This window comes from Vreelandella sp. 162(4c) (genome assembly GCF_058152265.1).
In genome coordinates, this window is record NZ_CM176981.1 from 3282017 (window position 1) to 3307087 (window position 25071).

A 25071-nucleotide genomic window follows, 5' to 3' on the forward strand; every position below is an offset into this window, starting at 1 on the left:
AATTTGGCTGGTTTAAAGCAATAAAGGTTTCTAAAACATGTTTTATATGGGTTTGAATAGTGTCTATAGATGAATAAGGTAAATAATAGTGTGTGCAAAAACCTCCCGTTCACGCCCTGAGCCTGATGATCAGGCCGCTGAACTAGATCGAACAGATCGGCGTATCCTTAAACTACTTCAGGAAGATGCCACGCTCTCCAATGTGGCACTGGCGGAGCAGGTGAACTTGAGCCCGGCGGCGTGTTTACGCAGGGTGGAAAGGCTCAAGCGGGATGGGGTCATCAGCCGAGTGGTGGCGCATTTAGACCCAGAGCAGCTTCAGGCAGGTATGGTGGTGTTGATTGGCGTGGTGCTGGATCGCTCGACGCCGGAATCCTTCGCCGCCTTTGAAGAGGCGGCCCAGAAGGTTTCTGGCTGTATGGAGTGCCACGTGGTCACCGGGGAGTTTGATTACTTTATGCTAGTGCGCACCCGGGACAGCCAAAGCTTTAACAGGCTGCACGCTGAACAACTACTCTACCTACCCGGCGTGCGCCAGATCCGCTCGTTTATGGGGCTGCGACAGGTGGTCTCTACCCATAAAGTGCTGGTTTAGTCGTGCGTTAAGGCGACGAGGAGGGCTCTGGCCGGGTGGCCAGCCAAACGGCAATCAGCATTAGTAGAGCGATCACGCCCCAGCGTGTCCAGCCGGGGCCGAGCGACCAAGCCGTGATCAGTGCACTCAATGCGATCATGCTAACAGCCGCCAACTTAGCGCGCCGGGGTATGGCGCGTTCTTGTTCCCAGGTAACCAGTAGTGGCCCGACATAGTGGCGGGAGCGAATCCATGCCTCAAAACGCGGTGAGCCTTTGGAGGCACAGTAAACAGCCATTAGCATAAACACGGTGGTCGGCAGCAGGGGTAGAAAAATGCCTAACACACCGATGCTAAAACTCATCCCTGCCAGCATTACCCACATGAGGCTGATCAGTCTCATTCTTGCTCCCCAATTGGCACGGTGATGCCTATATTGCCCTTTACGTATGGATAAGTATGGACTTATATGAGGGCTTTGCCACTCGACTCGTTGGCTGCTGAAAGCCGTCTTAAGGCGCCAGGGCGAGCAGGGGCTTGCCATGGGGGCCGCCCTCAATGTGCTGCAACTCGGCCGCGTAAATCTTCGCGATGGTTGCGGGGTTGAGTACTTGGTTGGGTAGACCATGGTCAATACGCTGCCCTTGATGTAGCAACCATACCCGGTCAGCGTAGGTGCTGGCGAGATTAAGGTCGTGGAGCACGCAAACAATGGCCATGTGGTGCTGCGTGGCCCAACCGCGCAGTTGGCGCATCAGGCGCTGCTGCTGGCCGATATCCAAGGCGCTGGTAGGCTCATCCAGAAGTAAAATACCGCCATCCTTGGCGGTGGGAGAACACCTTGAGAGTAGCTGGCAGGCGCCTCTCGCGATCATCACCCGCTGGCGTTCGCCGCCGGACAGCGAGAGTACGCTGCGCTTGGCGAGGCGGGTTAGATCCAGATCATCCAGTAGCGCCGCTACTAGTGATTTAGCCGGGTTACTGCCTAGACTCAACAGCTCGTCGGTTTGCCAGTCAAAGCCGGGTAACTCCTGCTGGGCGACCAACGCTCGGCGATTGGCAAGTTCGGCGATGGGCCATTCGCGCAAGGGTGTGCCATCCAGATGTAGTTCGCCCTGTTCGGCTGGGCGAAAGCCTGAAAGCATGCTGAGCAATGTGCTCTTGCCCGCGCCGTTGGGGCCGACAATGGCTAGCAGCTCGCCGGGTCGAATCGTGCCATCTAGTGGGGCGATAGCGGGGGTGGTGGTTAAACCAGCCTGATGGAGAGTTAGCATGCTCGGTTCCTGCGCATCAGTAGGTACAGGAAGTAGGGGCCGCCAAGCAGACTGGTTAGCAGCCCAACGGGGATTTCCGCCGGGGCAGCGACGGTGCGGGCTAGCGTATCAGCAACGACCAGAAGCAGCGCGCCGCCGAGCATTGAGGCGGGCAGCAGCAGCCGATGGCCAGGCCCTAACCAAAGCCGTAGGCAGTGGGGTACCAGCAGGCCCAAAAAGCCAATTACTCCGGTGAGCGCTACACACAAACCTACGCCCAGCGAGGTCGCGACCACCACCCGGCGTTTTAAGCGGCTTGCATCCAGCCCCGCCGCATGGGCGGTCGCTTCGCCTAGCTGGAGCAGGTCAAGTTCACGAGCGCTACGCATTAACAGCCACAGGGCAACGGCAATGAGTACCAGGGCGAGCGCCGTGGTGCGCCACAGGGCGTTAGTCAGCGTGCCCATGCCCCATAAACTAAGCTGGCGAAGCTGCTCATCGCTGGCGATAAAGGCTAAAACCCCACCGCTAGCCCCGGCGAGAGTATTGATGGCCAAACCAGCCAGCAACAGGGTCATCACAGCGGCACTGCCGCCGCCTTGACGCTTGGCGATGCCAAAGACAATCAAACAGACGCATAAGGCGCCCAGAAAGCCTGCCGCAAACTGACCGTAAAGGCTGCCTGCGCCGCTGTTTTGAAACAGCACAATCCACACAGCTACGAAAAGCCCGGCACCACTGGCAAGGCCGAGCAGGGTGGGGTCGGCCAGCGGGTTACGAAACAGCCCTTGCATGGCGGCGCCGCTACCGGCAAGCATTGCACCCACTGCCACGCCCAGCAGTAAGCGCGGCAGGCGCAGTTGCCACCACACCTGCACGCTGAGCGGATCGGCTTGGCCGCGGAGTACTTCCCACGGGGAGATGCCCAGCGCACCAGAGGCGGCCGCCCAACCTAAGACCAGCAGTAGCGTAGCGGTTAATCCGATGAGCACGCGGGTAGTGCGACTAACCGGCAGCCGCACCCGGAAACGGTCAGTGTTAAGAATGGCTATCATGGGCTTAGCTGGGCGCTAGTTGGTGCATTCAATAGCGCTTCAACGTCCTGGCGCAGGGTGAGTAGCTTATCGGGCGTGCGCGGGCCAAAGCCAAGCAAGGCTTGGTCATCAATGACAATCAGCTGTTGCTCTCGGCCTGCGGGGGTTAACGCCATACCGGGTAACTGCCATAGCGCGGCTGCGCTACCCATTGCCGCCAGGCCACGCTCGGAGACAACCACAATCTCCGGCGCTTGCCGGGCCAGGGCTTCGGCACCCACGCTGTGATAGCCCTGCATCGCGGCGAAGGCATTGGTCAGGCCCACCGCTTCGAGCGCGCTATGCGCTGCGGTATCTCTGCCCGCCGCCCGAGGTGTTAAGCCGCTATGCTGCATGATAAACATAGCGCTGGTCGGGGGTAGGGTAGGCAGGTTGGCTAGTCGGTCAAGTTTCTCATCCAAAGCGTCTGCCAATGCCCCTGCTGCGTCACTGCGATCAGTTAATTGGCCGACGGCACGGACTTTATCGGCAATGGCATCAAGGGTTGGCGGGGCGTTAATAGTGGCGACGTCGATCCCCACCGCCTCAAGCTGCGCCAGCACTTCCTTGGGGCCTGCATGTCCTGCTGCTAACACTTGGTTAGGTTTAACCGACAGGACGCTTTCAGCGGAGAGCTGGCGTAGGTAACCCACCGAGGGCAGCTCCGCCATGGCGGGTGGATGCACGACCGTGTCATCCCGAGCGATAACGTTGATATCGGCATCCAGGGCGGCCAGGGTTTCGGCGATATCGCCGCCCAGCACCACCCAGCGCTCGCTGGCCAATGCGGCCCCGGTGGTTAGCCACCCCATCAGCAGTAGTGCCAGTGAGCGGCGCATTAGGCGTTTTGCGTTCATGCCACCGCCTCTTGGCGACCGAGTTCATCCAGCAATTGCCGCCACTCGCGACGCTCCGCGCGGCCTTCCTGGCGCTGTGCGTAAAGTTGCAGCACTAGCGAGCCTTCGGCATCAAAGGCTTCAATGCTGGTCACGCCGCCGTCGCGATTGGGTTTGCTGACTTGCCACACTTGGTCAATCGCGGTGTCATCAAGGTGCAGGGTGAACTGCTCGCCAAATAGATTCAGCCAGCCACGAGCCCGTTGCGGGGTGGGCAGGGTGCCGGTGCGAATCTGCACGCAGCCGGGGCTGGCGACAAACAGCATCAACGGCAGCGCGCGTTGGCTTGCATGCTGCAGCACTGCTTCCAGGGCATTGAGGGGCAGCGCGCGGGTATAGCGGCCTTCCATTAACTGGTTGGCCTCAATACGCTCCAGATGATGGCGCTGGAGGAGGGCAAAGAACTGGTGCACATCGCGCATCGCGCCCCACTCGCTGGCCAGGGTCGGCGCTTCAGGCAGCGGGCGCTTTAGGCGAGGCATGCTCTGGGTAAACGCCGGCGTATCCCGAGTGCCCAAGGCCGCTAAGGCACCCCAGGGGCGCGGTAGTGGGTTCTCCAGGGCAAAGCATTTGTGAACGGCGCAGCCATGCTGGTTGAATATTTGCAGGCTCCAGCGCCACTGCGCTTCTTCCGCGCTGGTGGCCGGCATAGGATTACGAATCAGGCAGGGCCAGTGCCAGTTCGTGTAAAGCAGTCGTAAATCCAGGCCGCCAGGATCGAGCAACAGGCCAGTATGCTCCCCGCCGCTAAGCTCAGGGTAGTTGCCGGTTTGCTCTAGCACGGCCAGCCGGGAGCGGGTCAACGCCTTAACCCGCCCCAACTGGGGCAGGTAAGCGGCGATATCGCTGGGCGAGAGCGGCAGCGTCCATACGTCGCGCCCTAAACGAGCGGCCTGCAGCTCGCCTTCACTGATCGATAAGCGTTCGGCAATCTCAATCGCAGGTAGCCGCGGCTGCGCGGCGCGCGCCGCGTCAAAGGCTTCGATAATCGCGATCTGTTGGGATGTAATCATGACGCACCTCTATCGGGTTGACTGCGTGGATTTACCACTGCCAGTTGAGGGTGGCGAACAGGCTGCGCCCATCGCCCAGGCTGCCGTCGGGGCGGTACCACACCTTGTCGCCAATATTGGCAAGGCGCAGCGAGGTATCCACGGCCGGGGTGATTTGCCAAGCGAGATGCACATCGTGCAACCCATAGCCGGGCAGGCGCTCGTCATCGCCCTGCTTATCGAAAGATTGGGCAAAACGCGCTTGCCAGCCCAGGCGGATATCGCTGTTATACAGAACCACCTCGCTTCCCAGGGTGGCTTCCAACGGTGTTTGACTGCCTAGGGGCTCGCCAGAATCGCGGTCTTTACCGGAGACTTCCGAAAGGCCCACAAAGCTTGTGAGAAGCGGGAAGGCGCTGGGCTGCCAAGTCACTCGAGCGTCATAGCCCCATAGCTGGGCGCGCTGAACGTTCACCGCCTGGGTGGTGCCCGCCATGATGTCGACGTGGGTGTCGATAAAATCGTCGGCGCGGGTGTCGAAGTAGCTGGCACGAACCTGCCAGTCGCCCTGATGCCAAACCACGCCGCTTTCCCAGGTGTGGCTAGATTCAGGCGAGAGACTAGGGTTGGGAATCCAGTAATTGTCCGGTGTGCAGAAGGCTGGCCCGGCGCAGAAACCGGCAAAGTGGCGCTCGTTGGCGTAAAGCTCGGAAAGACTCGGGGCACGGAAGGCCTCAGCGTAGCCCGAAAACAGCATCAAAGCGTCATCAGGCCGCCAGGCAAGACGAAAACGTGGCGACACTTGGTCGTGGACGCTATCGGCATTGTTTTGTCCGCTGGCGTCGTAGCGGTCGTAGCGAGCGCCCAGGCCAATATCAAACTGCCCGGCGCCGCCATCGGCCAGATAGCGTCCAGCGGTAAGCGTGGTGTCGAGATAGGCTGCCTGGGTGTCGATGTCGGCTTTAGGAAAGCCATTCGCTTCGCCATCTGGCCGTTGGCGGGCCTGCTCCAATTCGGCGCCGAACACCAGCGTTTGCGAAAGCCAGCCGTGATCCATGGTGTGGAAGCCGTCGCTCTGAAGACCGGCCCGCTCTAGGGTACGGTTGGCCTGGGGCTCGTCGATATCCTGCTGGCTAAAGGTAAGCTGCGAGGTGACTTCGGTGGCAGCGCTGGGCTGCCAGCGGTGGCCCAACTGGACGTTGTTGCTTTCCACATCGCGATCGCGCAGCGGATTGCTGGCATCGGTTGAAAGCTGCTGTGGGTTGGCGGGCTGGGTGGCGCGTTCGTCGTAGTGCTGCCAGCTGATAAATAGCCGCTGGTCGTCGCTTGGCTCCCAACCGCCTTTTAGCAGCAGGCTATTGAGGGCGGCATCCTCTTCGGCTTCATCGCCCCCCGCGCGGCGAATATCGCCGGATTCACTGCGGCCGATTGAAAACAGGCCATCCACCTGGCCGTTGGCGGTATTGCGGCGGCCGAAGCCAGTCAGGCTCCCCCGCATTTCGTCGCTGGCCGTCGCACCGCCTACGGAAAGGCGTACGCCGCTATTTTCGCCGGGGGCAAGCAGGTCGTTGGCATTCACACTGGTGAAGCTGACGACACCGCCCATGGCATTGCTGCCGTAAAGGCTGGAGAGCGCACCGCGCGCTATCTGTACTTCTTGAATCAAGCCAGGGTCGAGAAAGAAGTTACCGATGTGGCCGGTGGAGATATCCTGACGAACACCATCCAAACGCACCAGCACCCCTTTGCTGCCAAAGCCGCGCATACTTAAGGTTTGGCCATTTCGGCGCCCTTGGCCAGCCACATGCAGGCCGGGTTGGCGGCTAAGCACGTCTTCAACCCGGCTGGCGGTGGCCAGCACAGCATCATCGCGATCAATAATATCGATAATCAGCGGCGCCCGGGAAAGGTCAGTAGGCGCCCGGGTGCCGGTGACCGTCACTGGGTTAAGCCCGGCGTCGTCCGCTTGGGCGGCTAGCAGTGGAAGCAGCGTTAAAAAGAGGCCACCAAAAGCGCGTGTGTGGTTCATAAGCCAGAGATTTCCAACAGGGATAAGTGGAAGAGGTCGCTGGCTGGGTGCGATGGGCTACCTGGCTGGCTTTGCCGTATAAATCTTTAAATTAATCAGGGGCTAAAATATTAAGAGCTTTATGCGTTAAGGATTAACTTGCCGCTTTTAGTACGGCGCAACACATAGCGGCGCTGTTCATGGTGAATAACCAATTGGCCTGAGTTACCAAGTAATTCTTTGCTATTCACCTCGTGGGCCACCTCGCGGGTCGTCGAGGCCGACGTATCTCCCTGGCCAGTGCCCTTAGCGGGTAACTGCATGAGAGAGTAACTCCTGTGTTAATGATAACTATTAGCGTTAATTTAGCAGAGTTGCAGACATCCCTCAATAGGGTTTGGGGAGTAAAAGTGGCTAGCATTCGACCGTTCTTCATCTAAATGCAGGCGCTCCGTCATCGTGCTGTCATTAAGCTTCTTTAGTGTCTCCTAACGTTCAATCGTTGGCTTACAAACGATCAGGGGGAGACCAAAATGAGTAAAGAGATCGAAGATCATCGCCTGTTTAACCACAGCGGCAATCAACCTTTTGCGGAAGTATTGGCGCGCCATGTATCCCGGCGCGATGTGATGCGCGGTGGTTTGAGCATGGCGGCTGCCTCGATGCTTAGTTTTGGCGGTGCTGCGCAAGCGCTTGCCTCAAGCAGCAACCAAAAGACACCCCTGACGCTGGCGTTTGAGGCGGTTAAAGGGTCACGCACCGATGCCGTTGTGGTGCCGGAAGGTTATGTTGCCCAAGTCTTGGTGCCGTGGGGCACGCCGCTGAACCAAAATGTTACCTGGCAGCCCGAACAGCCGATGACCGCTGAGCGTCAGGCGGAGAGTGTGGGTATGCACCATGACGGCATGGCCGGTTTTGCCCTGGATACCGACAACGCCTCGCGTCGTTTTGTGCTGGCGCTCAACAATGAGTATATCGATCAAGCCGCGCTATGGGCGCCCCAAGGTGGCCCCACTAATGCTGATGAGGGCCAGCGGCCAGCAGAGGAGTCGCGCACCGAAATCAACGCTCACGGTGTCACCCTTGTTGAGGTCGAAAAGAACGCCAGCGGCCAATGGGCGCACGTGCCGGGATCGCGCTATAACCGGCGCCTCACCAGTGCGACGACGATGGAGCTTTCCGGGCCAGTGGCGGGCAGTGACTACGTCAAAACCCGCTTTTCGCCTGAAGGCACCCAAACCCGTGGTACAAACAATAACTGTGGTAACGGGGTAACGCCCTGGGGCACCTATATTGCCTGTGAAGAGAACTGGCCCGATATCTTTGTGAACCGCGGTGAACGCTTCCAGGACGATGCCCGGATTGGTATTCCCACCGATAAAAGCCGCTATGGTTGGGATACTTCGGCAGGTGATGCCTCTGAACAGAATGACGAATTTGCTCGCTTCGATATTACCCTGCGCGGCGAGCGTGCCGAAGACGATTACCGCAACGAAGCACGCACCTTCGGCTACCAGGTGGAAGTCGATCCCTATAGTGATGCATTGGCGGTTAAGCGTACGGCGCTTGGGCGTTTCCGCCATGAAGGGTGTTGGTTAGGCAAGCTGGAAGCCGGCCAGCCGGTGGTCTATTACTCTGGCCATGATTCTCGCAACGAGTACGTATATAAATATGTTTCGGATGCTGCCTGGGATCCCACCGATGCCAACCGCCCAGGTGAAGAGTACGATCGTCTTGCCATTGGCAACAAATACCTGAATAACGGCACCCTCTATGTGGCCCGTTTCCACGCCGATGGCAGCGGTGAGTGGCTGCCGCTAACGCCTAGCACCCAAACGCGCGATGGTCGTACACTAGCGGCGGCGTTGGGGCTAGCTAACGACGATGCGGCAGGTATCATCATCAACACCTGCGATGCAGCGGATTTGTTGGGCGCCACGCCGATGGATCGCCCGGAGTGGGCCTCTGTTGATCCCGCCTCGGGCGAGGTGTATCTCACCCTGACCAATAACTCACAGCGCATCGGTGAAGATACACAGCCAACCTACACCAACAACGGTGACGGCTTGGAACAGGTAGGCGTTGGTTATGACTTAGCGCCTACCAATGCCGCCAACCCTCGCGCTAATAACGAAGCTGGGCATATTATCCGCTGGCGCGAAAGCCGGCTCCCGAATGCCTTCACTTGGGAGGTGTTTGTGTTTGGCGCGGCAGCTGACGATGCCGATAATCACTCGGGCCTGACCGAAATGAATCAGTTTGCCAGCCCCGATGGGCTCTGGTTCGACGAGCGCGACGATGGTCAGGGTATCCTCTGGATCCAGACCGATAATGGTTATGATGGGGTCACCGAGTACACCAACGACCAACTGCTTGCCGTGGTACCTAATGGGCTAGACGACATCCAGGGAACCGGCCCGGTGGTTAACAGCAGCAACCAGCAGCAGCTTAAGCGCTTTGCGGTAGGGCCGAACGGCTGTGAAGTGACGGGTATTTTTGCCACGCCGGATAAAACCGCGCTGTTTATTAACATTCAGCACCCGGGTAACTGGCCCGCGGATGGTAGTGAGCTAGTGCAAGACGCCACTGTTGCAGCCAGCGGCCAAGTACGCCCTCGGGCGTCAACCGTTGTTATTCAAAAACGTGATGGCGGGCCGATAGGAGTTTAAAAGCAGGCGTTGAGCAAAAAGCTTAGTAACTATATGAGATGCTTAAAACGCTATTAAGGGCTTCATTAAAAGCTTCGAACCTGGGAGAGGTTCGAAGCTTTTTTGATTCTAGGCCTGCTGAACTTGCCGCTTTTTCTGCCGGGCTTCTAGCGCGTGAATGGCATCGACCTTCAATGGGAGCTGGTTGGCCCAGAGAATATCTTCTCGACAATGGCCAATATCCAACAGTACGTGGTCATCGTAGGCTAGTAGCGGCAGTATATGGCGGCGGAAAAGCCAACGCCGCCGGTAACGCCACCAGGCCATATCGAGCGTACGAATTAACCTCATCGACGGCATGGCAGGCATGTAAAAATGCAGTGCTGGTGGCTTGGGCGGCGGCGCCAGTTGGCGAGCTTTTTCCCAGGCGTTATGGGCATGTTGGGCTGGGCATTCACACTTCATCGCGCACCTCCTTTTATTCACAACGGCTGTACAGTCAATGACGCCAGGGCGCTAACTGGGCAGCTGTGATCAGTGATTAATAAGTGGGAGGGTCGCGACCTCTGGTTATCAGCTTGGTACTTTGCCTTGGATCAATCAAACGAAAAGATCTACACTGAGTGTTAAGTTTTTCTGAAAGGTGGGCGGAATGAATCAACTATCGACCATGGCTCCCAGCCGGGTTGCCTTACCGCTACTGGATAGCGAGGTGCTGCGCACCTTTGTGACAATTGCGGAGAGCGGCAGCTTCACCCGCGCCGCCCAGCAGCTGTTTCGCACTCCTTCAGCGCTAAGTATGCAGATCAAACGTCTGGAAGAGACGCTCGGGCAAACGCTGTTTGTGCGCGAGGCGCGGTACGTACGCCTGACTGCCGAGGGGGAAGTGCTGCTGGGCTATGGTCGACGGCTGCTTAAGCTCAATGCCGAAGCCGTCACACAGTTTTTAGCCCCCACCATAGAAGGGCGCGTGGGACTGGGGATAACGGATGATGTCGTCGGGCGTATCCTGCCCACTGTGTTGGCTCAGTTTGCCCGCTCGCACCCGGCGGTGCAGGTTGATGTCGAGGTGGGACGCAGCAAAGACCTGCTCGCCAGGTTGGACGAGGGCGAGCTTGATCTTGCCCTGGTGATGGCTGGAGGGCCTGGTCAGGCGACGCGGGGAGAGATCGTCCACAGCGAACCGCTAGTGTGGGCGGGCCGTGAGGATGGCGTTGCCGTGCAGCGAACGCCACTGCCTGTGACCCTGGCCCAGCAGGGGTGTGCGTGGCGCAGAATTACCCTTAATGCCCTTGATCAAGCGGGGATTGCTTACCGAATCGCTTACTCCTGCGACCACTGTGCCGGGCAGGAAGCTGCTATGCTGGCTGATCTGGCCGTGACGGCTTTTCCAAAAAGCTTGATTCGACCACCGCTCAAGCGTCTCCACAACGAGTCACTGCCACCGCTAGGGGATTATCAAGTAGCGCTGGTGAAGCGTGCAGGTAGTGGTGATGCCAGCGAAGTGTTGGCCGAACGCGTGGTGGAGGCGTTTCGTGAGGGGTGAGTGGTAATGAATTATCATTAGCTTTTGAGCGGTAATGATTTTTTAGCATGATGGTGCTGAAGATTACATGACCACACTCTTGCTTAGTGAGGCCATGTAATAGGGTAACGAAAGTGGTTAGGCAACCTGACTTTCAAACTCGTTAGGAATCAAAAAACCGCGCAGAATTTTCTCCATTCGTTTGCGTGCATCAGCATGCTCAAGGTCAAGAAAATGCCCTGCATTGGGCACGACTTCGAACTCGCATTTCGGCATATAGTCGTCGGCAATCAGAATGTCTTCCGGCGTTGTGTACTCATCCAGTTTGCCATTCACGAACAGCGTCGGTATCTCAATATTACCCAGGAGCTGTTCATAGTCGGTGTCGTTCATGGAGAGTATTTGTTCGATATGAAAGCAGACCTGTTGAAGCTCTTGATCATCTAACCGTGAGAGATGCCGGTAATTAATATATTTTAGTAAGCGGGGTAAGTATTTTCCCACTTCTTCATTAAGCAGGTTAGCCGCGGTTTTAACATCGCCAATTTGAATATAATGGCGAGCACCATTGATATAGCGCAGCATGCCGTCGTTAAGCTGAGTTGAAAATGAGGCTAGCACCGCTCTTTTAATGGAGGTGGGGGATTGCGCCAATGCCATCATAGCGGCATAGCCTCCCCAAGAAACGGAAAGTAACGACGTTGGTTGGTAACGTTCAATCAGAGCTAGGAGGATATTGACTTCATTCTCCTTGGTAATGATGCCACCCACAGGGTTATGTAGTTTTGACTGGCCAGCAAAAGGCAAGTCAAACAGGATAACGTTTAATCCATCACTCAAGTATTTGACACAATTGGTAAAGGAGGCCGTGGTGGCTAGCGCGCCGTTGACCATAATAATACTTTCAGTATTTTGTGGCTGTTGATAGATTTCTACATGCACGCAATGATTGCCTATCTTAACGAGCTCAGTGTTGGCTTTCATGATGTTTTCCTTGCAGTAATTGGGTCAGTTAATGCGAGTCTAGTGCGTGCATGTCTGCGTAATGGGTTCTGAACCTAATAAGTTCATTAGCTGTCACAAGTGTGCAAGTTTTTTAGTATTTCTTTATTTGTGTTTACCTGATTGTTGAAGGTATAGGCGACTGCGTATGTAGGATATTGCTGACAGCATTTGTAAGAGATTCGCTATGCTTATGTAAGAAATGTCTTATAAGTAATTTTTTAATGCACAGTTGTTAATTAATGTGTGGTCAAGTGAGATTGGATTAATTAACATTGTTAAATATGACTGATGGTTTTACGGCGATGAACGATAAGTTCAGCAAAAAGGTGAAAGAGTAAATAGGTGAGGGTAACGGGAAAAGGGGGCGGGGAAATAGAAGAAAGAGGCAACCCCTCACCTATCTCCAGTGAGGGGCATAACGACTTAAATAGCGATTTGATCAGTACGCGACGCAGAAACGTTGGTTGGTGTTATGTGGGTTTTCCAGCTCATCAATCATGGCGATGGCATAATCCTGCACGGAAATACGACTATTACCTTTGCTATCGGTGAGTAGCGTATCGCCGCCAAGCCGGAAACTACCCGTGCGCTCGCCGGGGAAAATCTCGGCGGCGGGAGAGAGAAACGTCCACGCTTGCGCCGTTTGCCCGCGCAGCGTTTCAAGGGCCGTTTGCGCCCCTTCCGCCGTGGCCCGGTACTCTACTGGAAACCCCGGTGCATCTAACAAAAGCTTACCCGGCGCTACCTCGAGCGTCGCCGCGCCACCCACTATCAGTAACCTAGGCACGGAAGCTTGTTGAGTGGCTGACAAAATCGAGTGAAAGCCTTTGAGGTAATAGCCGTAAACATCCTCTTGGGCATGGCCACTAAAGGCGCTGATAACAGCTTCAAAACCGCGGAGCTGCTCGGTAAGTGCCTCGGTATTTAACACATCGCTTTTAACGGTAGTGACATTCTCCTGCGCTGCCACCCGTTCAGGGCGAGTCACTAACGCCGTCACGTGATGGCCGCGGGAGAGCGCTTCGGTTAATAGGGCAGATCCAATGAATCCGCTAGCGCCAATCAATGCAATCTTCATAACAGTTCTCCTTAAGTAGGTTGTCGCTGCATTGTCGGACGCTTTATTGATTTGAAAAATAGCGATTAACGTAATTTACTGTTATCGATTTCATAACAGTAGGGCGATAAATGACCACCGCCAACGAGTTCGATTTAAACGGTTTGCCGATCTTTGTCGCTCTGGTGGAAGCCGGCAGCTTTACCAAAGCAGCGGAGCGGCTAGGCTGCACGAAAACCCGTGTCAGCCTGCAAATTCGGCAGCTGGAAACGCGCCTGGGTGTCACGCTGTTCCTCCGCACCACGCGGCGGGTTCAGCTCACTCAAGCCGGAGAGGCGCTCTACCATCAGTGCCACCCGCTGTTAATAGATCTACAGGGGGCGCTTGCCAGTGCTGTGAGCGACACCCAACAGCTGCACGGCGAGTTGCGTATCACGGCGCCCGAAGATTACGCCGCCGGGGTGTTGAGCGACGCGGTAGTGGCGTTTAGCCGCTTGCACCCTGCGCTGCATATAGAACTACGTAGCGGCGACCAAGTAAGCGATATGGTGCAGGACGGCATCGATTTAGCGTTTCGTCTAGGCTGGCTAAAAGACTCCACGCTACGCGCCCGTCGAATAGGCACTTTTCAACAGCATGTGGTGGCTGCTCCTGATTATCTGAAACGCTACGGCACGCCTTCACACCCCAAGGCGCTGGAAGACCATGCATGGATCGCCTTTACACCGTTAAAAGCACCGTTAACTTGGGCTTTCCAGCGACGCGATGAGCGGTATGAGGTGCAAATGAGCGCAGGGTTGGCAGCCAACTCAACGGTGAGCTTAGTCGCACTGATGGTCGCTGGCGGCGGTCTCTCCGTATTGCCGGATATGACCGCGGCGCCAGAGATCGCGGCTGGGCGTTTAGTGCGTGTGCTTGAAGAGTGGACACTGCCGGAAGGCGGCGCCTATGCAGTCTATCCGCCAGGGCGGCACATAACCGCCAAAGCGCGCGCATTTATGACCTTTTTTGGCGCCTGGTTACAAGAAGAGCCTTAACGGGGTGCTGCATTTAATTCGCTGTCACTGTCATAAGTTAGGTTGGTTTCCCAGCTTTCGCTGCTAACGGCTATCGCTGCATGAATACCGGCGGTATCGCCTGCTTTGAAGGCCGCATAGATAGCTTTATGGTCCTTCAAGGCGGTTTCCGGTAGTGAGCGCATAGAGGTTTCCAGTGCGGCTTCGATCAGTTGCAGCAAGGTTTCGCCGACGCGGATGGTCATGGGGTTATGGGTGCTGTGCAGAATGGCGCGATGGAAGGCAATATCGTGCTTGGAGGTTTGAGCACCCGCGCGGATGGCTTCTTCCATGGCGTCGATACTCTGCTGAATACGTTGATGATCCTCTGCCGTTGCCCCGCTCATTGCTTGAAGCGTGTAAGCCGGTTCGAACATACGGCGAAACTCCAGTACATCCCGCGTCATGCCTCGCGCCAGGATCATCCCGAACGCCATCGGGTCGACGAGCGGCGTGCCTGGCTCGCGGCGAATCATGGTGCCTTGACCCCGTTTGACCTCAACGATCCCTATCGCTTGCAGCATCTTGATGGCTTCACGCACGCTGGATTTACCAATGCCCAGGGTGTGAGTGAGCTCCGTTTCCGAGGGCAGGTAATCCCCTGGCTTGAGGTCGCCTCGTATAAGAGCGCTTTTAATACGCTCTAGCAGTTGCAGCGCAACTGAACTGCGATCCATTGAATCTCCAAAAGAGGTTGTACGGGTCGAGCTAATCTCGGGCTGGCGTTTAAAACTCATGAGGGCCTCGCGTGGCTCATCGGTGTTTCCTGCATTTTATCAATGCCCTAAGCCTAGCGGCTTAAGACAGCCGATTGCATATATTTAAAAGACATATTCTTATCTTCCATTGTTTTATGTGACTGCCTTGCTAATGGTTTGTTCTTTAGTCTAGTCTGAAATCAGACATCTGATGTCTGTTGTTTGTGACGCAAAGCATAAAAGATGAGAACCTGAATGACCAAAAAGCACATCGTGGTATTGACCACGGGCGGCACTATTGCCAGCAAGCCCAGTGATTCAGGCCGAAGCCAGTCAGGGGAGCTAAGCGGCGAGCAGCTGCTGGATCAGGTAGCGCTGCCGCAGGGTGTCGACGTCACGTTAGAGGTGATGTCGATCCTGCAGAAACCCAGTAATGCCGTCACTCTCGCCGATCTTGCTGAACTCCATTGCCAGGGGCGGAGAGCATTGTCGCGAGCCGATGTGGACGGTCTGGTGATTACCCACGGTACCGATACCTTGGAAGAGACCGCTTACTTTTTATCGCTCACGCTGCCAGCGGATAAACCTTGTGTGATCACCGGTTCCCAGCGGGCGCCTCACCAGTTAGGTACCGACGCCTTTAAAAATATCTGCGATGCCATCGTGGCGGCGGTTAGCCCCCAACTGAGTCAGCTTGGCTGTGTCGTGGTGTTCAACGAGTCGCTGTTTGCTGCGCGCTATGCCCGCAAGGTGAGCAGTTTCCAGTTGCATGGATTTGACGCCCCCGGCGCTGGTTCTCTGGGGTATATCGACGGGCAAAGGCTCAAGCTTTATCACACGGGAACGGCGATAGCGCCCCCCATTGAAGGGTGGGATACCCCGCTGCCGCGTGTCGACCTGCTGCCCGCCTATCTGGATGCTTCGCCCACGCTGTTGAAAGCCTGCGTAGAGAGTGGCGCGAAGGGGGTGGTGATTGATGGCTTAGGCCGGGGCCACGTGCCACCTGGCTGGATGAACGAAATACGAGCATTGGTTAGCGCAGGTGTCCTTGTAGCGGTCGTGAGTAGTTGCGCTCAAGGGCCGGTGAACACCAGTTATGAGTTTAGCGGCAGCCTGGCTGATTTGGTCTCGGCTGGGGTGATCGCGCTCAACGATATCAGTGCACGCAAGGCAAGGCTTGCACTTGCCTTGCTGCTGAGTAGTACCCCGCGCGAAGCGCTGGGGGATGCGATGGAACGCTTAATGGCGTGAGCGGCCTTTTAACCTTGCTCAACTGCAATAACAGGAAACTAAAAAGCAATTCCCCATAACTAAATAAGGTGCTGGACATGAAACTAACGCTGACAAAAGCCACTCTCTCCGCTGCTATTGCTGTTGCTTCTCTAAGCGCGGCTCAGCTTCATGCGGCCGACTATACCTTCAGCTTCGCACACGTGTTGATTGAAGAAACGCCGAACGGCCAGGCGGCGCTGCGCTTTAAAGAGGAGGTAGAGGAGAAGTCCGATGGTCGTATCGAGATTAACGTGCTGCCGGCCGCTCAGGTAGGTGGCGACGTTGAAATCATTGAGCAGATTCAGATGGGCCTGGTCGATATCGGTATCCCGCCAACGGCCACCCTGGGCAACTTTGAGCCGCGCATGCAGATTTTGGATCTGCCGTTCTTGATTGCCGATTACGACACCATGGTGGAAACCCTGGATGGTGAAGTGGGTCGCGAAATCCTCGATACCCTGAATGGCCATAACATGTACGGCGTCAATTTCTGGGGAGCGGGTTTCCGCCATATCACCAACAATGATCGCCCGATCGAAACCCCCGAGGATATGGACAGTATCCGCATGCGCACCATGCAGGCGCCGATCATCATCTCCACCTATGAAAACCTGGGCGCTAATGCCACCGCAATGGCCTTCACCGAGGTTTACAACGGCCTGCAGCAAGGCGTGGTGTCGGGGCAGGAAAACCCACTGGCCAACATCTATACCATGCGTTTCCATGAGGTGCAGGACTATCTCTCGCTGACCAATCACGCTTACCACGCCTATGCGGCGGTAATGAACCAGGACTCCTGGGACTCGCTGCCGGAAGATCTGCAGGCGGTGATGCTGGAAGCCTTCGATAACGGCCGAGACGCGTCCCGTGCGCTAACGCTGCAGGACGAAGAGACCATCATGAAAGAGATCAAAGACGAAATTGCGATCAACGAACTCACCCCAGAGCAGCGTGACGCCTTTATTGAAGCCAGCATGCCGGTGCACGAAGAGTATGAAGATATCGTCACCACGGAGTTGCTGCATAAGGTCTATGACGCTGTGGGTATCGAGTATTGATCCACCTGGTCGGCTAAGACCTGGCTCCTCTCTTCTTACCCCTGTCAGGGTGTGGATATCTCATGTTCGAAGCGCTCAATAAATGTCTTGATCGCTTGGAAAGTGTGGCGATGGTCGTTTTCATGTCGATTGCGACCATCCTCACTACCATCCAAGTCGTGTATCGCTACGGCTTTAGCGGTTCGCTATTTTGGGCTGAAGAAGTCGTTATTTACTCCATTATCTGTATGAGTTTTATAGGTGCCAGTATGGGGGTGCGCCATGGCACGCATATTTCGGTGGATGTGCTGAATGCCATTGCCTCGCCCGCTGTGAACCGCTGGCTGCACATGATCGCAGCACTGATCGGTATCGTGTTCGCTGGCTTCATGACCTATTACGGCTTTGTTCTCTATTTCAGCACGTTGGATCGCGGACAGTTAACCGCTGCACTTCGCCTGCCGATGGCATGGTTCTATCTGCCGATTGGCGTTTCCGGTGTACTGCTGATTCTGCGTTATCTATGGGTAATCAATGAAGTCTGGAAAAAGCCTCCGGTGAGTCTCTCCGAAGAGCTTGTGGCTGAGTCGGATAAGCTCATTTAACCCTGGAGGGCGACCATGATTACTGCATTATTACCGATCTTTTTTGCCGTTCTACTGCTTGGGCTGCCCATCTTTGCTTCCTTGGCATTGGCGGTGTTTCTTGCCATTGAATTCTTTGGCGCTACCAATCCGGTAATCGTGCCGATGCGCATGTTTACCGGCATGAACAACTTCTCGCTGATGGCGATTCCGTTCTTTATCCTGGCGGCGGAGCTGATGCGGATTGGCGGGCTTTCCGACCGGTTGATCAATCTTGCCAAGGCGTTGGTAGGGTGGGTGCCAGGGGGCTTGGCAGCGGCCACGGTGCTGTCATGTCTCTTCTTCGGGGCCATTTCCGGTTCAAGCCCCGCCACGGTGGTGGCGATTGGCTCGATCATGTTCCCGGCACTTGTCGCTGCTGGCTACGATAAGCGCTTTGCGATTGGGTTGATCGCCACCGCCGGTACCTTGGGGCCGATCGTGCCGCCGAGTATTGCGCTGATTATCTATGGCTCAGTGACCGGTACTTCAGTGGGGCGGCTGTTTGCAGCGGGCCTGCTGCCTGCCATTGTGATTGCTTCGATTCTCATCGCCTACTGCATCGTCTTTAGCAGCATCAAAGGCTATGAGCGCGCCCCTTTCCCCTCGCTGAGGCAAATCTTGGTAGCCTTTAAAGATGCTGCCTGGGGCCTTGGCCTGCCGGTGATTCTGCTGGGGGGCATCTACAGTGGCGTCTTTACCCCGACCGAATCGGCGGCGGTCGCCTGCGTATATGGCCTGTTTGTCGGCATGGTGGTTTATCGCACCATTAACGTAACGGAACTGGTGGGAACACTAAGAAGCTCTGGATTGATTTCCGCGACGCTGCTGCTGATTACCGCAGGTGCCTCTGCTTTCTCTTGGCTGCTCGCCATTACCGGTACGCCTAGCCAACTGGCAGGTGAGGTGCTGTCGTGGACAGACGATCCGTTTCAGGTCATGGCGCTGTTTAATGTCGTGATGATCGTTGCTGGCTTCTTCCTCGATAGCGCCTCGGCCATCATTGTGCTCTCGCCACTGCTGCAACCGATTGCGGCCCAGGTAGGCGTGGACCCGGTGCATTTTGGGGTGATCACGCTGATCAACTTCTCGGTGGGGATGATTACGCCGCCGGTAGGGTTGAACCTGTTTGTCGCCATGGCGATCTCCAAGATGTCGCTGCAGGAAGTGTTCAAGGCCTGTTTGCCGCTGATTGGCTTGATGCTGTTAGCGCTGATCATCATCACCTATATACCGTGGCTGAGTACCTGGCTGCCCTCGTTAATCTATTAACAGCTGGTTTAATGAAGCTAAACAATAAGGACAACGAACCATGAGCAAAACGATTGAACAAGCGGTGGCGGAGCAGGGCCTTACGTTACCGGCGATTCCAAGGCCGCGTGGCATGTTTCTGCCCTGGTCTCAGTTGGGTAGCCAGCTGTTTTTAGCTGGGCAGATTTGTGAGCGTGGGGGTGATGTTCTCTATCCCGGCAAGGTAGGGACTGAGTTCGATCTTGAAACCGGCAAGCTGGCGGCCCAGGCGTGTGCCTTGAATCTACTGGCCTCGCTCAGCGATGCCGTTGATGGCGATTTTCCCCGCGTGGTGCGATGCGTGCGCATGAATGGGTTCGTCAATGTGGCGCCGGGCTTTCATGATGTGCCGTTGGTCATTAACGGCGCGTCTGAGCTTTTTGTCGCGCTGTTTGGCGATGCGGGGCGTCATGCTAGAACCGCCATTGGGGTAGCGACACTACCCGGCAATGCGGCGGTGGAAGTCGAAGCGATTTTTGAAGTGCGTTAAGCACCCACAGAGGTACGTAAAGCATGCAGGATTCACCCATTTTTCTACCGTTGCGTGAGCAGCGCGAGCGGCTGCGGGCGGGCACGCTGACCGCTACCGCGCTGGCCGAAGCGGCAATCGCTGCTTATCAGCAGCGCGGCAAACACGACCACGCCTACCTCACCTGGAACGGCGAGCAGGCACTGGCAATGGCAAAAGCTGCCGATGCGGTGCTCGCCCAGGGTGGTGATGCGGGGGCGCTAATGGGCATGACGGTATCGATCAAGGATATCTACGCCGTGACTGGGCTACCCACCTATGCGGGCTCTTCTCAACGCCTGCCGAAGCGCTGGGAGCGTCCCGGCCCGGTGGTGAGCACACTATTGAAACAGCTGCCTTCTGTGATGGGTAAAACCCACTCCGTTGAGTTTGCCTTTGGCGGCTTGGGCACCAATGCCCATTGGGGAGCACCACGCAACCCCTGGGATGCACATCAGCACCGCACGCCTGGCGGCTCAAGCTCCGGGGCGGGTGTTTCACTGGTGGGCGGTACGGCAAGTTTGGCATTAGGCACCGATACCGCCGGTTCAGTGCGTATTCCTGCCTCAATGACCGGCGTAGTCGGCCTGAAAACCACCGCCGGGCGCTGGTCGACCGAGCAGATCGTACCGCTTTCAAGCACGCTGGATACCCCAGGGTTACTGGCGCGTCGGGTAGATGACCTTGCCTTTGCGTTCGATGCGTTGGATGGCGGCCTTAGCGGTCAGGATGATCGAATGCCAGCAACACCGACGCTTGCCGGGTTGACCTTTGGAGTACCAGAAACGTTTTTCTGGGACGACTGCAGTCCAGGTATCGCAGAAACCGTACGTGCTGCCATTAAGCAGCTGGAAGCCGCCGGGGCGCGAATAGTGACCCTCGAGTTGCCCGGCATCGACGAAGCGTACGAACTCTTCAAGCTGGGCGGTGTGGCTGCACTGGAATTGGCAGCGTTTCTAAACACCGAGCTACCCGAGATGATTGACTCCCTGGATCCTAACGTCGCCGCCCGCGTTAAAGCGGCAGATGACATGCCTGCCTGGGAGTATGTGCGTCGTCGCACGGTGCTGGACTCGCTTGCCGCCTCTGCTGCCGCTCGCATGGCCGATGTAGATGCAGTCCTTACTCCCACGGTGGCGATTACCCCGCCCACTATCGAGAGTCTTCAGCCCGAAGGTGCCTATCCCAAAGCCAACATGCATGCCCTGCGCAACACGGTGATCGCTAATTTCCTAGGCCTGTGTGCCTTAACGCTGCCGGTTGGGAAAGACGCCGCAGGTATGCCTGTTGGCCTACAAGTGCTGGCGGGGCCTTGGCAAGACGCCAGCCTGCTGGCAATCGGTCAGGCGATTGAAAACGAGCTGGGATCAGGCTTGGAAATTCTTGGTCAACCGCCAGCGATATGAGCGCTGAGACGGCCTAAGTACTCCCGCCGGTTTGGAGCGTAAAGCCCACATCGTGCTGGCGGCGGTAGACGTTTTTACCGCTTAGACGCCGGATGAGTTCTTTGGCGGCTAAGCGGCCCATCTCTTCTCTGGGTGAAAGAATGGTAGTGAGCTGAGGAGTTACGTGCTGACCAAGGGGCAGGCCGTTAAACCCGGCAATGGCGATATCCCCTGGCACGCTTAGCCCTTGACGTTGAGCCGCCAGCAGGGCGCCTGCCGCCAAGTCGTCGTTGGCAAAGTGAATGGCTTGGGTATGAGGGTATTGCGCGAGCACTTGGGCCAGTCCTTCAGCGCCCGCCTGTAGGCTGCCCAGGGTATCTAGTTCCAGTAGTGGGGCGTCGATCCCTTTCTCCTTTAGTACCGCTTTATGGCCTTCGTAACGCATGCTGGCGCGATAATCCTGCGAGAGCCGGGCGCCTACATAAACAATCTGGCGGTAGCCTTTTTCGATAAGATGGCCGGCCATGCAGCGGCCTGCCGCCACGTGATCCAGACCAACGTTAAGATCCATGCCTTTGCCCAGCTCCATCACCTCCATAATGGGGTGATCCCAGTTCGCCAGCAACGTATGACACGCCTTGTTATGGCGCAGCCCAGCGGTGACCAGTGCAGAGCATGACCAGCCCAGAAAAGTGCGCACCAATTGATACTCGCGGTCTAGATCGTAGTCGGTGTTACCCAGCAGTATCTGGTAGCCCTCGGCTTCCAGCGTTTCCTGCAGCCCCTTGATGACCTCCACAAACACGCTATTGATCAGTGACGGCACGATCACGGCAATCAGCCGTGATCGGGATGAAGCCAGACTACCGGCTACCAAGTTGGGCACGTAGCCCAATTGCTCTACGGCTTGTAGAACACTCTGGCGTGCACTATCGCTGACCTTATCAGGGTTGTTCAGTGCTCGAGATGCGGTAATCGGTGATACCCCTGCCGCTTGCGCCACTTGGCTGAGCGTGACTTGGTCGGAGCTTCGGCGCTGCCTGGCAGGGCTGGGAGAGGCAGCGTTGGGCGAGTCTTTAGACATTGGTCGCACGTCCCTGATTTTCAGCTTGTCGTAACGCCAACAATAATCTAAAACGAATGGTAGCGCTATCATGACAGCGCTACCATTTAGCTTCTAATTACACTGCGACGAGAGCAACAAACACAACAACGATCTCAGCAACAGTCTCAACAGCCGTCTCAACCACTGTCTCAACAACAAAGAGGTGCCGTTAGGTGAGCCAACACGATAAGCAATCACTTCAAGTAGGTCTTATTGGCCTGGGCGCCATGGGCATGGGTACGGCCACCGCTTTGCTCAAGCAGGGATTTAATGTGACCGGGTGTGATATTTCCGCTGGGGCACGCGATGCCTTCGCGGCAGCAGGGGGGCAAAGCGTAACCACTCCTGCCGAGCTGGCTCACTGCCATATCGTGTTGGTGGTTGTCGTTAACGGGGCGCAGGTTGAGCAAGTGCTGTTCGGTGAACAGAGTGTGGTAAGCCACTTGGCCCGGGGCAGTCTGATCATACAGTGCGCCACGGTGGCGCCCAGCCAGGCCAAACAGCTTGGTGAGCGTGTGGCGGCAGAGGGTTTGCTGCTGCTGGATGCGCCGATTAGCGGCGGTGCTGCTAAAGCCAAAAGTGGTGAACTATCGGTAATGGCATCCGGGGCAACGGAGGCATTTACCTACGCCGAAGCAGTGCTAAACGCTATGGCTGCCAAGGTTTATCGCCTTGGCGATGCGCCTGGCGTTGGCTCAAGTATGAAACTGGTCAATCAACTGCTGGCAGGTGTGCATATCGCCACCGCCGCTGAGGCCATGGCGCTGGGCATTCGCATGGGGCTCGACCCAGAGGTGATATATGACGTCATTACCCACTCGGCGGGCAACTCCTGGATGTTCGAAAACCGCGTGCCGCATATCCTGAGTGGTGACTACACGCCGCTTTCGGCGGTGGATATCTTCGTCAAAGATCTCAACATTGTGCATCAAACCGGCCGCGAGCTGGCATTGGCAACACCGGTAGCGTCCAGCGCTCTGCAGCAGTTTACCGCTGCCAGCGGTGCAGGTTTTGGTCGCGAAGATGACTCGGCAGTGATTAAAGTCTACCAGCGGTTATCGGGCATCGCGTTGCCAGAAGCTGCCAACGACGCCCAGGGAGCCTAATAAAATGGGGATGGGAGCGAACATCGTACTGGGCGCTATTGCCGATGACTTCACTGGAGCGACCGACCTTGCCAATAACCTGGTGCGCGGCGGTATGCGCTGCCTGCAGGTGATTGGCGTGCCCCAGCAAGAAATCGACCTCGCTGATATCGATGCAGTGGTCGTGGCGCTGAAATCGCGTTCCTGCCCAGTAGACGAAGCCGTGGCGGACTCACTGGCTGCCCTTGAGTGGCTTCGCCAGCAGGGCGCCCGGCAGCTGTTCTTCAAGTACTGCTCCACCTTTGACTCCACCGACCAGGGCAATATCGGCCCGGTGGCGGATGCGCTGCTGGAAGCCCTGGACGCGTACCAAACAGTGATGGTGCCCGCCTTCCCGGTTAACGGCCGTACGGTCTACCAAGGCCATCTGTTTGTGGGCGACCGCTTGCTCAACGACAGCGGTATGCAGCACCACCCACTGAACCCCATGCAGGACGCGGATCTCGTGCGAGTACTCGCCCGCCAAACGCCGCACCCGGTGGGCTTAGCCAACCGCGCGGTGCTGGTTCAAGGCGCAGAGGCGACCCGCACTCACTTAACGATGCTGGCAGATCAGGGGGTTCGCCATGTGATCTGTGATTCCCTGGATGAGCAGGATCTGGATGTACTTGCCGAAGCTACGGTTGCGATGCCCTTGGTCACCGGCGGTTCAGGGCTAGGGCAGGCGTTGCCCGCCCAGTATCGTGCACAGGGCTGGCTGGGCACGATCAGTGAGCCGGGGCGTTTATCGCCTGCCTCGGGCGGTGCACTGGTGCTCTCCGGCAGCTGTTCCCGTGCCACGCTGGCACAAGTAGCGGATTTTCTGGCCAAGCACCCTGATGGCGGCTTCGCCCTTGATCCCTTGGCGTTGGCTGAAGGAGGACAACAGCAGGAAGAGGCGCTGGCCTTTGCCCGCAAGCGCTTATCTCAAGAGGCGCCGGTACTGCTCTATGCCTCGGCTGATACTGAAAAGGTTAACGCCGCCCAGCAAGCTCTTGGCGTTGCGCATGCGGGTGCGCTGGTGGAAAAAGCATTGAGCCAACTGGCAGTGACGCTGGTTAACGAAGGCGTGGGCCGGTTGCTGGTCGCCGGGGGCGAAACCTCCGGCGCGGTGGTCTCGGCGCTGGGCATTGCCACCCTGCGCATCGGCGAGCAGATCGACCCCGGCGTACCCTGGACCCAAGCCCCTCTAGCCGGTCGCAATGCGCCGCTGTCGCTGGCGCTGAAATCTGGCAACTTTGGTGGCGTCGACTTTTTTACTCGGGCGTTTGAGGTGCTGGTATGAGCATCCACTTGCATCGCCATCCCCAGAACAGTTTACGTGAGCAGATCAGCACTCTGGGGAAATCGCTGTTTGACCGCGGCCTGACCATGGGCTCTAGCGGTAATATCAGCGTGCGCCTGGACGATGGCGGCTGGCTGATGACACCCACTAACGCATGCTTGGGGCGGCTGGATCCTGCGCGAATCTCTCATTTGGACAGTAACGGCCAACTGATGAGTGGCGACTCGCCCACCAAAGAGCAGTTTTTGCATATGGCGATGTATGAGGAGCGCCCGCAATCCGGCGCGATTGTGCACCTGCACTCCACTCACTCGGTGGCGGTCTCTTGCCTGCCGGGCGTAGATCCCTGCGACTGCATACCACCACTCACTGCCTACTACGTGATGCGGGTGGGGAAACTGCCGCTGGTGCCGTATCACATTCCTGGCGACCCCAAACTGGGCGATGCAGTGCGGGGGTTAGCGGGCAAACACAGCGCGGTATTGCTGGCTAACCACGGCCCGGTGGTGGCGGGTAAAAACCTCGAGGCAGCGATCTACGCCACCGAAGAATTGGAAGAAACCGCCAAGCTCTACCTGCTGCTACGGGGTGAAAACCCGCGAGGGCTAACGCCGGAACAGGTGGCGGAGCTGGAAGCGCGCTTTCCACGGGATTAACG

General features: G+C 57.0%; 24 protein-coding genes and 1 pseudogene. 13 read left to right on the forward strand and 12 right to left on the reverse strand.

The annotated features are described in order from the left end of the window. The first annotated feature begins 88 nt into the window (after positions 1-88). Positions 89-595, forward strand: coding sequence for an Lrp/AsnC family transcriptional regulator (locus AC4EYZ_RS15085; RefSeq protein ID WP_223288501.1), 507 nt, complete (start codon positions 89-91; stop codon positions 593-595). Between the two features lie 7 nt (positions 596-602). Here the strand turns inward: AC4EYZ_RS15085 and AC4EYZ_RS15090 are convergent, their stop codons facing one another. The 7 genes and pseudogenes from AC4EYZ_RS15090 to hemP all read right to left on the reverse strand — a co-directional run bounded on the left by AC4EYZ_RS15090 (position 603) and on the right by hemP (position 7119). After that, positions 603-977, reverse strand: coding sequence for a YbaN family protein (locus AC4EYZ_RS15090; protein ID WP_474192346.1), 375 nt, complete (start codon positions 975-977; stop codon positions 603-605). A gap of 109 nt (positions 978-1086) precedes the next feature. Next, positions 1087-1788, reverse strand: a pseudogene (locus tag AC4EYZ_RS15095) (ATP-binding cassette domain-containing protein); the annotation flags it as partial. A 53-nt stretch (positions 1789-1841) separates the two neighbouring features. After that, the gene (locus AC4EYZ_RS15100) at positions 1842-2882 is read right to left on the reverse strand and encodes a FecCD family ABC transporter permease (RefSeq protein ID WP_474192347.1); all 1041 of its coding nucleotides are present in this window, start codon (positions 2880-2882) and stop codon (positions 1842-1844) included. Then, positions 2879-3757, reverse strand: coding sequence for a heme/hemin ABC transporter substrate-binding protein (locus tag AC4EYZ_RS15105; protein WP_490203854.1), 879 nt, complete (start codon positions 3755-3757; stop codon positions 2879-2881). Before AC4EYZ_RS15105 ends, AC4EYZ_RS15100 begins: the two co-directional genes overlap by 4 nt. Further along, positions 3754-4809: a ChuX/HutX family heme-like substrate-binding protein gene (locus AC4EYZ_RS15110; protein WP_490203855.1), complete on the reverse strand. Its 1056-nt coding sequence runs from the start codon at positions 4807-4809 to the stop codon at positions 3754-3756. Before AC4EYZ_RS15110 ends, AC4EYZ_RS15105 begins: the two co-directional genes overlap by 4 nt. A 31-nt stretch (positions 4810-4840) precedes the next feature. Continuing rightward, on the reverse strand, positions 4841-6817 hold the full coding sequence (locus tag AC4EYZ_RS15115) for a TonB-dependent receptor domain-containing protein (RefSeq protein ID WP_474192917.1): 1977 nt from the start codon (positions 6815-6817) through the stop codon (positions 4841-4843). Positions 6818-6936: 119 nt separating this feature from the next. Further along, positions 6937-7119 (reverse strand): hemin uptake protein HemP, encoded by a 183-nt coding sequence (hemP, locus tag AC4EYZ_RS15120; RefSeq protein WP_474192918.1) that lies wholly within the window; start codon positions 7117-7119, stop codon positions 6937-6939. A gap of 210 nt (positions 7120-7329) precedes the next feature. On the opposite strand from hemP, the gene AC4EYZ_RS15125 reads away from it, so the two are divergent. Then, positions 7330-9465, forward strand: coding sequence for a PhoX family protein (locus AC4EYZ_RS15125; protein WP_490203856.1), 2136 nt, complete (start codon positions 7330-7332; stop codon positions 9463-9465). Between the two features lie 108 nt (positions 9466-9573). Here the strand turns inward: AC4EYZ_RS15125 and AC4EYZ_RS15130 are convergent, their stop codons facing one another. Beyond that, positions 9574-9909, reverse strand: coding sequence for a hypothetical protein (locus AC4EYZ_RS15130; protein ID WP_041158748.1), 336 nt, complete (start codon positions 9907-9909; stop codon positions 9574-9576). A gap of 187 nt (positions 9910-10096) precedes the next feature. Between AC4EYZ_RS15130 and AC4EYZ_RS15135 the strand changes: the two genes are divergently transcribed. After that, positions 10097-10990 (forward strand): LysR substrate-binding domain-containing protein, encoded by an 894-nt coding sequence (locus AC4EYZ_RS15135; protein ID WP_089691856.1) that lies wholly within the window; start codon positions 10097-10099, stop codon positions 10988-10990. A 117-nt stretch (positions 10991-11107) separates the two neighbouring features. Here AC4EYZ_RS15135 and AC4EYZ_RS15140 read toward each other — a convergent pair whose 3' ends face one another. Together AC4EYZ_RS15140 and AC4EYZ_RS15145 are read right to left on the reverse strand one after the other, a co-directional pair. Next, a complete protein-coding gene (locus tag AC4EYZ_RS15140; protein WP_089691852.1) occupies positions 11108-11953 on the reverse strand; it encodes an alpha/beta fold hydrolase in 846 nt (281 codons plus the stop codon). 460 nt (positions 11954-12413) lie between these two features. Then, on the reverse strand, positions 12414-13052 hold the full coding sequence (locus AC4EYZ_RS15145) for an NAD(P)-dependent oxidoreductase (RefSeq protein ID WP_474191878.1): 639 nt from the start codon (positions 13050-13052) through the stop codon (positions 12414-12416). A 110-nt stretch (positions 13053-13162) separates the two neighbouring features. Between AC4EYZ_RS15145 and AC4EYZ_RS15150 the strand changes: the two genes are divergently transcribed. Continuing rightward, the gene (locus AC4EYZ_RS15150; RefSeq protein WP_474191877.1) at positions 13163-14068 is read left to right on the forward strand and encodes a LysR family transcriptional regulator; all 906 of its coding nucleotides are present in this window, start codon (positions 13163-13165) and stop codon (positions 14066-14068) included. On the opposite strand, the gene AC4EYZ_RS15155 is transcribed toward AC4EYZ_RS15150, so the two are convergent. Continuing rightward, positions 14065-14763 carry a FadR/GntR family transcriptional regulator gene (locus tag AC4EYZ_RS15155; protein WP_223828087.1) on the reverse strand — a complete coding sequence of 233 codons (699 nt, stop codon included), beginning with the start codon at positions 14761-14763 and terminating at the stop codon, positions 14065-14067. The genes AC4EYZ_RS15150 and AC4EYZ_RS15155 overlap by 4 nt on opposite strands. A 276-nt stretch (positions 14764-15039) precedes the next feature. Here AC4EYZ_RS15155 and AC4EYZ_RS15160 point away from each other — a divergent pair, with 276 nt between their 5' ends. The 6 genes from AC4EYZ_RS15160 (at position 15040) to AC4EYZ_RS15185 (ending at position 20920) form a co-directional block, all read left to right on the forward strand. After that, a complete protein-coding gene (locus tag AC4EYZ_RS15160; RefSeq protein ID WP_474191876.1) occupies positions 15040-16035 on the forward strand; it encodes an asparaginase in 996 nt (331 codons plus the stop codon). Positions 16036-16112: 77 nt separating this feature from the next. Beyond that, the gene (locus tag AC4EYZ_RS15165) at positions 16113-17114 is read left to right on the forward strand and encodes a TRAP transporter substrate-binding protein (RefSeq protein ID WP_138799256.1); all 1002 of its coding nucleotides are present in this window, start codon (positions 16113-16115) and stop codon (positions 17112-17114) included. 62 nt (positions 17115-17176) lie between these two features. Then, the gene (locus tag AC4EYZ_RS15170) at positions 17177-17698 is read left to right on the forward strand and encodes a TRAP transporter small permease (RefSeq protein ID WP_022521622.1); all 522 of its coding nucleotides are present in this window, start codon (positions 17177-17179) and stop codon (positions 17696-17698) included. Between the two features lie 15 nt (positions 17699-17713). Beyond that, positions 17714-18988, forward strand: coding sequence for a TRAP transporter large permease (locus AC4EYZ_RS15175; RefSeq protein WP_009285971.1), 1275 nt, complete (start codon positions 17714-17716; stop codon positions 18986-18988). Between the two features lie 40 nt (positions 18989-19028). Then, the gene (locus AC4EYZ_RS15180; RefSeq protein WP_474191875.1) at positions 19029-19496 is read left to right on the forward strand and encodes a RidA family protein; all 468 of its coding nucleotides are present in this window, start codon (positions 19029-19031) and stop codon (positions 19494-19496) included. Positions 19497-19519: 23 nt separating this feature from the next. Then, positions 19520-20920, forward strand: coding sequence for an amidase (locus AC4EYZ_RS15185; RefSeq protein WP_474191874.1), 1401 nt, complete (start codon positions 19520-19522; stop codon positions 20918-20920). 13 nt (positions 20921-20933) lie between these two features. Here AC4EYZ_RS15185 and AC4EYZ_RS15190 read toward each other — a convergent pair whose 3' ends face one another. Beyond that, positions 20934-21983, reverse strand: a complete 1050-nt coding sequence (locus tag AC4EYZ_RS15190) for a LacI family DNA-binding transcriptional regulator (protein WP_474191873.1) — start codon at positions 21981-21983, stop codon at positions 20934-20936. A gap of 194 nt (positions 21984-22177) precedes the next feature. Between AC4EYZ_RS15190 and ltnD the strand changes: the two genes are divergently transcribed. Genes ltnD through otnC form a run of 3 tightly spaced genes read left to right on the forward strand, consistent with a single transcriptional unit; the run spans position 22178 to position 25069 of the window. Next, positions 22178-23110 (forward strand): L-threonate dehydrogenase, encoded by a 933-nt coding sequence (gene ltnD, locus AC4EYZ_RS15195; protein WP_159177481.1) that lies wholly within the window; start codon positions 22178-22180, stop codon positions 23108-23110. Between the two features lie 4 nt (positions 23111-23114). Next, positions 23115-24413, forward strand: coding sequence for a 3-oxo-tetronate kinase (gene otnK / locus AC4EYZ_RS15200; protein ID WP_159177480.1), 1299 nt, complete (start codon positions 23115-23117; stop codon positions 24411-24413). Then, positions 24410-25069 carry a 3-oxo-tetronate 4-phosphate decarboxylase gene (gene otnC, locus AC4EYZ_RS15205; RefSeq protein ID WP_022521629.1) on the forward strand — a complete coding sequence of 220 codons (660 nt, stop codon included), beginning with the start codon at positions 24410-24412 and terminating at the stop codon, positions 25067-25069. Before otnK ends, otnC begins: the two co-directional genes overlap by 4 nt. Positions 25070-25071 lie beyond the last annotated feature (2 nt).